General features: G+C 46.1%; 4 protein-coding genes and 1 other RNA gene. 3 read left to right on the top strand and 2 right to left on the bottom strand.

Annotated elements, in window-relative coordinates:
- A partial coding sequence (gene addA, locus QZL64_RS08360) for a helicase-exonuclease AddAB subunit AddA (RefSeq protein WP_296309488.1) occupies positions 1-3,909 on the top strand: 3,909 nt, incomplete at its 5' end.
- Between the two features lie 301 nt (positions 3,910-4,210).
- On the opposite strand, the gene QZL64_RS08355 is transcribed toward addA, so the two are convergent.
- Entirely contained in the window at positions 4,211-4,999 is a 789-nt protein-coding gene (locus QZL64_RS08355) for a basic amino acid ABC transporter substrate-binding protein (RefSeq protein ID WP_021841542.1), read from the bottom strand.
- A gap of 705 nt (positions 5,000-5,704) precedes the next feature.
- Entirely contained in the window at positions 5,705-7,123 is a 1,419-nt protein-coding gene (locus QZL64_RS08350; protein ID WP_021841541.1) for an alanine/glycine:cation symporter family protein, read from the bottom strand.
- 133 nt (positions 7,124-7,256) lie between these two features.
- Here QZL64_RS08350 and ffs point away from each other — a divergent pair.
- Together ffs and dnaX are read left to right on the top strand one after the other, a co-directional pair.
- Positions 7,257-7,492, top strand: an RNA gene (gene ffs / locus QZL64_RS08345) — signal recognition particle sRNA large type.
- Between the two features lie 16 nt (positions 7,493-7,508).
- The gene (gene dnaX / locus QZL64_RS08340; RefSeq protein WP_021841540.1) at positions 7,509-10,064 is read left to right on the top strand and encodes a DNA polymerase III subunit gamma/tau; all 2,556 of its coding nucleotides are present in this window, start codon (positions 7,509-7,511) and stop codon (positions 10,062-10,064) included.
- Positions 10,065-10,165 lie beyond the last annotated feature (101 nt).

The raw sequence follows: 10,165 nt of genomic DNA, 5'->3' as shown, positions 1-10,165 counted from the left end.
GCCGGCTCCGGGAAAACCGCCGTTTTGGTGGAACGCATCATTCAGCGCTTGAAATCTAAAGATAATCCCTTATCCATTCAGGAGCTTATGGTAGTAACCTTTACCAAGGCGGCGGCTGCTGAAATGAGTGCTCGTATTGGTGCTAAATTAGCGGAAGAATTCAATAAAACCGGAGATTCTTACTTGGAAGAACAGCTCAGCTTGTTGCCATCCGCTCATATTTCGACGCTCCATTCCTTCTGTCAGTGGGTTATCAGCAGTTATTTTTATCGTCTCGACATCGATCCGTCCTATCGCATCGGTAATGAAGGGGAATTGATGCTTCTGAAAACCGATGTGTTGGAAAAGCTGTTGATAAAAGCCTACGAGGAAAATCAATTTCACATTTTTGAAATTGCCGACATGTTTGGCAGTGAACGGTCCGACCAAGGCATTATGGATCAGATTTTGAACCTTCATGAGTTTGCGTTGGCCCAGTCTGATCCTGAAAACTGGCTTCAAGAGGCTAAGGCACGTTATGAAAATGCCCTTACCCAGCCTATAATGGACACCGTTTGGGGTAAATATTTTATGGACGAGCAACATCTTCTGATTGACGACATTGCTAATCGTCTGGCAAAATTTGCAGACATCCTCAACCAACCGGGTGGGCCTACCAAGGGTGCCGAATTTATTGATGAGCTCGCCTATATGATGTCCGCCCTGACCGAGGCGCAAACCTGGGATGAAATGGTGGCCGCCGTCGCTCTCATTGGCAATCATTCGTTCAAGCGGCTCAATATGAATCCTTTGAAAAAAGATTTGGATAAGGTTGATCCCGGCTTGTTATCTCAGGCTAAGGAACTGATAAAAGGTGTTCGTGAGAGTTTAAAAGAGCTTTCCAGTGGTCCTTTTGCCATTACCGAGGCGGAGTTTAAAACGCAGATTGAGCAAAGCTTACCGTATGTGACGGGCCTCATCGATTTAACGTTGGCCTTTAAGGATGAGTTTGCGAAGGCCAAACAAGAACTGGGCATGCTCGATTTTTCAGACTTGGAACATCTATGTTTAGCCCTCTTGCGGGACAAACAGGACGATGGCCGTTGGGCGCCGTCCGAAGTGGCCATTGAGCTTCAAAACACCTTCAAAGAAGTTATGGTGGATGAATATCAGGATACGAATGGCGTACAAGAAGCTATCGTGAACCTCGTGTCGCGCACCGATAATCGATTCTATGTAGGCGACGTGAAGCAGAGTATCTACCGCTTCCGTATGGCGAACCCCATGCTTTTCATGGAAAAATATCACAGATTCCAGCAGTCCGTTGATGCCGTAGAGCGCCGTATAGACTTATCCCAAAACTTCCGTTCCGATGCGAATATTTTGGAGTTTACCAACTTCCTCTTCCGTCAAATCATGACTGCTGACGGGGCGGAACTGGACTACGGTGATGCGGAAGCCTTAAATCCGGGCCGCAACACCGATGATGCGCCGGAAAACTGGGTCGGTGGCCCCGTAGAACTCCATCTCATCGATGTGGGTAATGAAAAAACATCGACGTTTAGTAAAGGCGCAGCGTCAAGTGAAGCCGGTGCATTAGCTGATGACGATGATGCAGCAGATTTAGAAAATGACGAAAAAGAGACTGCTTTTATCATTGAAAAAATCAAAGAGTTAAAAGCTGCCGACAAGGTTGTACAAAATATGGATGGCAGTTTCCGACCTTTGGAATGGCGCGATATAGTGATTCTCTTGCGTTCGCCAAAAGTCAAAGCAGGCCGTATGGTAGAAGCCATGCGTCAGGCGGGCATTCCTGCTTATGCGGAAGAGAACACGGGCTACTTCAGTGCCATTGAAGTAAAGCTATTGCTGTCGCTACTGCAGGTTATCGACAATCCGGAACAGGATTTGCCGATGGCGGTAGTGCTCAATTCGCCGTTTGTCGGTCTCGATGCGAACGAATTGGGACGATTGCGCATGAGCGGCCAAGGTTCGATTTGGTCATTGTTGGCCGAATATGGCAAAAACACACAAAATGAAGCTGTTCAGGCTTTTGTAGGTCGTTTTGAAAAATGGCGCACCTATTCACGGCATCACAGTGTAAGCGATTTGCTGTGGACCATCTACGAGGATATGAATTATTTGGAATACGTCAGCGCCATGCCGAACGGACTCGTGCGCCGCGCCAATGTAATGGCACTTTACGAACGAGCCAAGCAGTACGAAGCCGGTAGCTTCCGCGGCATTTTTCGCTTTTTACGCTTCTTGGAAAGCTTGCAGGCCGCGGGCCAGGATTTGGGCATCGGCAAAACGGTAAGCGAAGCGGATAATGTGGTGCGCATCATGAGTATTCATAAAAGTAAGGGCCTTGAGTTCCCGGTCGTATTCGTAAGCTCCGTGCAAAAAGAGTTTAATCTGATTGACTTGAAAAAATCCATGTTACTTCACGGCGATAGCGGCGTAGGTATTAAAGGCTATTATGAAAACTATCGCGTCTTATATGGCTCACTGCCATGGCTTTATGTGCGGGACAAGATTGAACTGGCTACCAAGGCTGAAGAAGAACGTATTTTATATGTTGCCTTAACTCGTGCGCGCGATAAATTGTTTATTACCGGTTTTGTAAAAAAATTTGAAGATCTCTGCAGCAAGCAGGCCGCACCGGCCCTCTTGACCGATACGCAGATGCTAAGCAAAAACCTGATTACGGGCGCAAAATCTTATTTGGATTGGTTTATCATGGGCTTAAGCCGCCATTTAAACGGGGGGAATTTGATACGCCAATTCAGTGGCGTAGAAGACGTGGCCTCTATGGATCTCAAGGATAAACAGTGTCGTATACAAGTTGAACTTTATGACGGTAGTCTATACACGGATTTGCAGCGTAGTAAAACAGAAAAATCCGCTATTTTGGCGGCTGTTGAAAAATTGGCTCCAATTGATGCGGAACCGCTTGAAGCCGACTTGGTAGCTCGTTTTAACTTCAGCTATCCATACATGGGTGCTGTCAGTCGTGCCGCTAAAATTTCTGTGAGTGAATTAAAACGACGCTTTGCCGAAGCCGAGGAAGAAGCTGAAACTTTGGTAGAGCCGGCCGGCGGTAATGTGGCTGAGGCGAATGAAGCTGAAGCAATTGATGCATCAATTGCTGAACAGACAGCTGCTGCATCGGTAGCAAATGCATCAGTAGCAAATGCACCGGCAGCAACTGAGCCTACAACCATTCAAGAGACTTCAAAAGGCCTATTACATTCGGAGCTGGGTCCGTTTGATGTCAAACCGAGAGCTTTGGAAGCCGCTGAAGAAGTGAGTACCGGCGCTCGTTGGGGTACTTTGATGCATGAAGCTATGCAGTGGTTGCCGATGGAAAAATATACGCAAAAAAGCTTGAGTGCCAAACTCGATCAATTGGTTTTGGGAGGATATTTTACGCTGGAAGAGCGACAAGTATTGAGTGATAGAGCGCTATACCGATTCTTTACTTCCGATTTGGGGAGTCGTTTGTTAAAAGCCGCTAAAGCTTCGGCGGATACGTCGAACTCGTCAGCTTTAAATCAGTCCAACTCGCCGGGAACGTCGAATTTATCGGATTCAAGTCAGTCGACTTCAAGCCGGTCATATTCACAGGTCGCCAAAGAATGGCCGTTCAGCATGCTCATTGAAGCTCATGATGTGTACCCGGAAGTAGAACCGGGTGAAAAATTATTCCTGCAAGGGATCGTTGATACAGCATTTTTAGAAGATGGCGAGTGGGTTTTGGTAGATTATAAAACGGACCGCGTTAAAACCGGTGATGAATTGATTCGTCGTTACGGTATTCAGTTGCGTATCTATAGTCAAGCCTTAGAGCGCTTGACCGGTAAACCGGTAAAAGAACGTTATATCTATTCATTCCGCTTAAATGATGCGATTGCCGTACCGGCAGAGTAAGTTATATTTAGTACCGTAGCTGCAGAGTAAGTCGTATCTGGTGCCGTGCGTGCAGAGTCAGTTGTATCGGGTAGTAAGTCATATCTGGTTGTTTTGCCATAAGGGACTAGTTTTATGCTATAGTTCCGGGTTATCAATCGTTCAACTTTATAATGAAAGAAAGAGAAGGCGTTATCCCCTCAGCTTTTGCTCAAGGGATAACGCCTTCGTTTTGGTAACGTTATTTGATATTTTCAGCTTCCGTCATTCAAAGTGAATGAGGAGCTATGATTCATTTGTTAAAAACTAGCTTATTTTAAGCTTATTTTTTAGCAGGACCGAACCATTTTTCATAGATTTTGTCGTAAGTGCCGTCAGCTTTCAAATCAGCCAAAGCTTTGTCAGCTTGTTCTTTCAACTGTTTGTCATCTTTACGGAATGCCCATACGAATGGTTCCGGATCTACAGGTTCGCCGATGATTTTGGTATCAGCATCAGCACCTTGTTTTAAGTAGTAAAGCGCAACAGCATTGTCCAATACGATGGCATCAGCTGTGCCGGCTTTTAATTCATTGAATAACTGGGAGTTGCTGTCAACGGATTTAACTTGTGCGTTAGGAATCTTTTCAGCTACGTCTAAAGCAACGCTACCGATTTGAACAACGATACGTTTACCGGCTAAATCGTTCATGCTTGTAGCAGTGTCATCTTTTTTTACAATCGCTACGAAACCGCCTTTTTCAAAATAAGGATTACTGAAAAGAACAGCTTTTTCACGTTCAGGGGTAGCACTGAGGCCGGATGCAATCATGTCGATATCTTTACTCTGCAACGCAGGAATCAAAGCATCAAAGCCCATGCTTTTGAACTGCATTTTGTAACCCATTTTCTTGGCAACAGCGTCGGCAAGGTCAATATCAAAGCCTACATATTTGTCGCCTTCGGTGAATTCAAATGGAGGGAACGTAGTTTCGGCCCCTACCTTAATAACTTTTTCTTGATTGTCACCGCCGGTGCTGCCGCAACCTGCGATTAAACCGGCTGTCAATAAAGCCGCTGTCAAAGTGAGCACAACCTTTTTGCTCGCGAATTTTTTGAGTGAACTAAACATAATTACTTCCCCCTACACTAAAACTTTAAGGACTCTTAAAAACTCAAAATTAATTATATGCATATTATAGCCCTTTTCTGTATAAATATCAATCATAAAATTATAAATATTCTCAGGGCGCCATTTTGCTTCTAGGAAAACCATGTGCTTTGTAGTGGGCGAAAAGAAGTCATGTCCTATTTCCTCCCCAACGAAACAAGTTCTGAGGTTCGTTCAATAGGACATGACTTCTTTTTCTCTCACATATCTCCAGAGTACGTATGGTTTTCCTAGAAGCCTTCAGGCGCGCCTCGAATATTTACGGGGGAGGAAAGGTGATGCACAACATAAGGTTAGTTATATGTGATTACTTAAGAAAGGAAAGGCAGGCCTATTTCCTCCCCAACGAAACAAGTTCTGAGGTTCGTTCAATAGGCCTGCCTTTCTTTTCTCTATCACAGAGTACATATCGCTGTATAACTAATCTTATCTTGCGCATCAAAGGGGGAAAGAGAAAATGATTTTGATTTTATATGTCCTTCGCCCCTCTCCCCGGCGTAAGACGCACAACATAAGACGTTAGTAAAGATATACGTGCTATGCCGTGAAATTGAAAGAAAAAGAGTGACAGTCCTGTTGAACGACCTTTCGAGCTTGACTCGCAGGGAGGAGACAGGACTGTCACTCTTTTGAAATTAAAGTTTTATAGCATGCACGCTACCTTTACTAGTCTTTATGCTGTGCGTCCTTATGCCACCACACTATCCCATCTTGATTAGGGAGTACGCTTCTATCAAATGTAGGCTCTACAATGCCGGCTTTTTTCTGTTTGAAATAGTCGAGCATAGCGGCTTTACATTGTTTCCACAAGAGGAGAATGGCGGTTAAGTTCGTGAGTACCATGAAGGCCATGAATAAGTCGGCCAGGTTCCATACAAGGTTAAGGGAAGCGACGGAACCGAAGTAAACCATGATAACTACGAACACGCGGAAAATATTTAAGTAGAGTGTGTTTTTAGTTAAATGAGCGATGTTGATTTCGCCATAGTAATAGTTGCCCACGATGGAAGAAAAGGCAAACATGAAAATGAAGATAGCCATTACAGGGGCAGCCCAGCTACCGAGTTGCGCAGCAAGGTCATGCTGAATCAAGGCGATGCCGGTGAGACCGGAGCCTGCATAGTTACCGGAGATTAATACGATGAATGCTGAAGCGGAACATACGAGGAAGGTATCCACGAATACGCCGAAAGATTGGATAAGACCCTGTTTAACCGGATGGCTTGCGTCAGCCGTAGCAGCGGCGTTTGGTACGGAACCTTCACCGGCTTCATTGGAGAACAAGCCACGTTTAATACCGTTCATTACGGCAGCACCGAAGAAACCGCCGGCAGCTGCGTCAAAGTTGAAGGCATTGGAGAAAATAGCGTAGATTACGTTTGGTAATTCCGTGATGTTAACCAATACGATGTAAACGGCGGTTAAAATGTATAAACCGGCCATAACAGGTACGAGCCATTCGCTCAAACGAGCAACACGGGCGATACCGCCGAAGATAACGAGGGCTGTTAAAATAGCAACGCCGATGGCGGTTATTTGAGGATCAAGGTTAACGATAAGTAAGGCATTGGCCAATGTGTTGGCTTGTACAGAGTTGTAAATCAAACCGTAGGTCACACTGATGAGCACCGCAAAGAGAAATGCGAAGGCCGGATTTTTCAAACCCATTTTAATGTAGTAAGCCGGACCACCGTGGAAACCGCCCTTACTGGAAGGTACTTTGTAAATCTGAGCCAAAGTACTTTCTACAAAACCGGTGGCAGCGCCGAGTAAGGCGATAAACCACATCCAGAAGATGGCACCCGGGCCACCGAGTACAACGGCGATGGCGATACCGGCGATGTTGCCCACACCAACGCGAGAGGCGGAGCTTACGCAGAATGCCTGGAAGGAGGAAATGCGGTTGCCTTCCGTTTTTTTACCAACACCTTCGCCCAGAAGACGAATCATTTCCTTGAGTTCGCGCACCTGAATAAATCCGGTGCTGAAGGTAAACCAGAAGCCGGCGAGTACTAAATAAATAATAATAATGTAGTCCCAGAGAAAGCCGGTTATGGTTCCGATGAAAGAGTTAAAAGCGTCCATAATACTAATCCTTTCTTAGCTCTTTTGAAAAAAATAATACATCTCTATAGAATTTATCTAGCCTCATTATACTCTATTTAAAGTGTAACGTATACATTTTATTAGGAAATTTATACAAAATGTATGTTGTATTTTGTATAATTTGATTAGCCGGGGGCGACTTGTTTTTTTGCCTTTAGTAGTATATAATAATATAGCTAGCCGTAATGCAGGACTGGATTATGGCAGTCTTGTGGGGCTCGTGCAATGGAAGCCTGTGAATCGTGTCAGGATCGAGAGATAGCAGCACTAAGCGGTTACTTTCATGTGCCACGAGGGAACCTATAAGGCTGTCATAATCGAGTGTTGTGACGGCTTTTTTGTTTATAAGAAAGGAGGGAATCCTATGAGTTATGTAGCGTTGTATCGGAAATGGCGCCCTCAGACGTTTACCGATGTGGTCGGGCAAAAGCAAGTGAGCGAGACGTTGATGCGTGCCATTCGCGAAGACAAGGTGGCGCACGCCTATTTGTTCTCCGGACCGCGTGGGACGGGCAAAACCAGTGTGGCCAAGATTTTTGCGAGAGCCATTAACTGTGAAAAAGGCCCAACCGATCATCCTTGTAACGAATGTACCTCTTGTAAACAAATTTTAAACGGCCAATCCATGGACGTTTTGGAAATAGATGCGGCGTCGAACCGCGGTATTGATGAAATCCGTTCTTTGCGGGAAAGTGTGAAGTTTTTACCCGTTGAAGGTCGTAAAAAAATCTTTATTATCGACGAAGCCCACATGCTGACGAATGAAGCGTGGAATGCCCTTTTGAAGACGATTGAAGAACCGCCGCCTCATATTATGTTTATTTTTGCCACCACGGAAGTGGATAAATTGCCGGTAACGATTTTATCGCGTTGTCAGCGTTATACCTTCCGACGGATTACGGCCGAAGATATTGCGGAACATTTGCTGCATGTGGCCGAAGAAAGTGATATCAAGCTTTCACCTGATGCGGCGCAACTCATTGCCATTCACGCGGATGGCGGTTTGCGTGATGCTCTCAGTATTTTGGACCAGTGCTCCGGCATGACGACGGATGTGATTACGGCGCAGACCGTGGAATCTATGATTGGCCTGGTGGGCAAAGAATGGATTATGACCTTCCTTGATTATTTGCGCAAGGGCGATGGGGCGGCTGTTTTGGTGGCTTCTAAAAAAGCTCTCAGCGAAGGTCGCGACAGCAAACAGATTATTGAAGCTCTCATTCAACATGTAAGGGCCTTACTGATTGAAAAAGTTTTGCCTACCGCAGAAGAATTAGCTTTATATACGCCGTTTAAAGAGGCTTTTGCCGCTCAGGCACAGTCTTTATCGGTGGATGAACTCAATTATTTTGTCAAAGAATTGCAACAGATTTTGAATGATGCGAAACGGGTGGATAATCCGCGCATCGTCATCGAAATGGGCTTGTTGGGGATTTGCGCCCGTGCGCAAGTCAGCGAAGAAGATGTATTACAACGGTTGGCCGCCGTTGAACATCGTTTGGATGAATCGGATAATCAGTTCGGTGCCAGACTGGCTCAATTGGAGCAGCAGCCACCGATGATGAACCCGAATATGATGCATCAAGGTATGATGTCTGACGCGGGTGCCATGAATCAGGCAATGTCAGGCGCGCAAAGTGCCGTGATGCCGGGTTCAGCAGTTCCCGGTACAGTGCCGCCAAGCGGCATATCATCTGCAGTGCCGGGTACGATGCCACCGGGGGTTATGCCGCCCGGTTTGGATATGTCTACGTCGGTAGGCATGGCCCCGCCAACCTCAATGGCGCCGCCTACGCCAAGTAGGAGCAAGGCGCCTGCGAAGCGCAAAGCACCGGCCAAAAATGCCGGCGCCGGTCATGGTCAATCGCCTAAAAAAGGGTCGCGCATTCGCTCAATTATAGGTGATACGGCACTTATTTTAGGTCAGCACATCGAAAATCCTAGGAATTATGATAAAATAAAGAAGGATACCTTACGGTATGCCAATAGTCGGTCTTGGAATTTTACAGCTAGCTTTTTTAACCAGGCTTTCTTGACCTATATCGATGAATCGCGTGTTGTTTTCGTATTCGGCAATCCGATGTTGGTTAATATGTGTAATACGGAAGATCGAATTTTCGAATTGGAGCAGAGTTTACATCAGGCTCTGGGGCGCGAAGTGATGGTGCAAGTGCTTTGCCAAGACGATAGTGCCGCTAAAGGATATTTAGATGCCGCTAAAGCCGTAATTAACGGCGGCGGTGGGCATACGGCGGCAGGTGCTAATAGAGCAACGCACCAGGCCGGGCAACAGCGTCAGTCACAACCGATGGCTGGAACAAGTGACATACCGCCGGTTTCGCAACCAACTGCACAGCCAACAGTACAGCATACTGTGTCGCAGCCAAGTGGAGCATCCCAACCTGTTGATGACTTTGGTGCTTCGAATGCCGGTGGTGCTAATCCGACAGTGGATGACTTCGGTGCGTCGAATGTCGGGGATGCGGCACCTGTTGATGATTTTGGCGCCTCAAGTGCTTCAAATCGCGGGAATACCACTGTGACAGTTGACGATTTCGGTGCATCCGGGGCCACGCCGGTCGGTACACCAACAGTGGATGATTTTGGCGCTTCGAATGTCGGTGACGCTAATCCAACAGTCGACGACTTTGGTGCAGCCGATTTTGAAACAGCGTCACCCCCTGACGATGAGTACAGTGATGGTGAGATGATGCCTTCCGCGGCGGATTCTACAGCTCAAAAAAAAACGGAAGTTCCCGATGAGTTAAAAGGCATGACTAAATGGGATCCCAGTAAGGCTACGCCGGAAGAACGGTCCAATTCCGTTTTGATGGGTGCGCTTATTAATGCACAAGCTGAAGGCAATGACGTGTATGTAGAAATTATCAACGATGAAGAACCATCTAAAGATGCTGATTAGTAATGTGAAGCAGCGTTAACATAATTCACGTTTAACCGCTGAATCATAGAAGTATAGTAAGCTGACGTTCATATAATGAGCGAGCAAGCTTTTATTATAGA

Origin of the sequence: Veillonella sp. CAG:933 (assembly GCF_000431435.1) — a bacterium.
Lineage (GTDB): Bacteria > Bacillota > Negativicutes > Veillonellales > Veillonellaceae > Veillonella_A.
This window is presented reverse-complemented; position numbering and strand designations above follow the sequence as displayed.

Bases quoted from the DNA above. Each gene is read 5' to 3' on its own strand.
- QZL64_RS08355 (WP_021841542.1), bottom strand. From the start codon at position 4,999: ATGTTTAGTTCACTCAAAAAATTCGCGAGCAAAAAGGTTGTGCTCACT.
- QZL64_RS08350 (WP_021841541.1), bottom strand. From the start codon at position 7,123: ATGGACGCTTTTAACTCTTTCATCGGAACCATAACCGGCTTTCTCTGG.
- dnaX (WP_021841540.1), top strand. From the start codon at position 7,509: ATGAGTTATGTAGCGTTGTATCGGAAATGGCGCCCTCAGACGTTTACC.